Raw genomic sequence first — 530 nt, 5'->3', positions numbered from 1 at the left:
GCAGATGCCGGCCGCCCCGCCGGTCGCCCCGGTGGGCCCGCAGGCGCGCGCCGCCGCTCCGGCCGCTCCGGCCGCTCCGGCCGCTCCGGCCGCTCCGCCGCAGATGCCGCCGCAGATGCCGGCCGCTGCGCCGCAGATCCCGTTGGCTCCGCCGGCCGCGGCCGCTGCTCCCCCGGCCGCTCCCACGCAGCTGCCGCCGGTGCCGCCGGTCCCGCCGACCCAGCCGGCCCGTCCGATGTCCCGCGCCGAGGCGAAGGCCGAGGCCAAGCGTCGCGCCGAGGCGGAGAAGGCCCGCGCGGCCGCGGAGCGCGAGGCCGCTCGCATCGCCCGGGCCCGCGCCGACGCGGAGGCCAAGGCCGCCGCCAAGGCTGCGAAGGAGGCGAAGGAGCGCGCGGACCGTGAGGCCCGCGACCGCGCCAAGGCCGCCGGCCGTCGGGGCGCCCAGCCGATGCCGCCCGCGGCTCCCGGGATGCCCCCGGCCCAGCGCGTCGCCGGCAGCGCGCCGGCGGCTCCGCCGGCCGCTCCCCCGG

The 530-nt window shown here is 84.0% G+C and carries 1 pseudogene; it reads left to right on the top strand.

From position 1 onward, the window contains the following. Window positions 1–530, top strand: a pseudogene (locus ABD401_RS24345) (OmpA family protein); the annotation flags it as partial.

Source organism: Sporichthya brevicatena, assembly GCF_039525035.1.
GTDB classification, from domain to species: Bacteria; Actinomycetota; Actinomycetes; order Sporichthyales; family Sporichthyaceae; genus Sporichthya; species Sporichthya brevicatena.
This window is presented reverse-complemented; position numbering and strand designations above follow the sequence as displayed.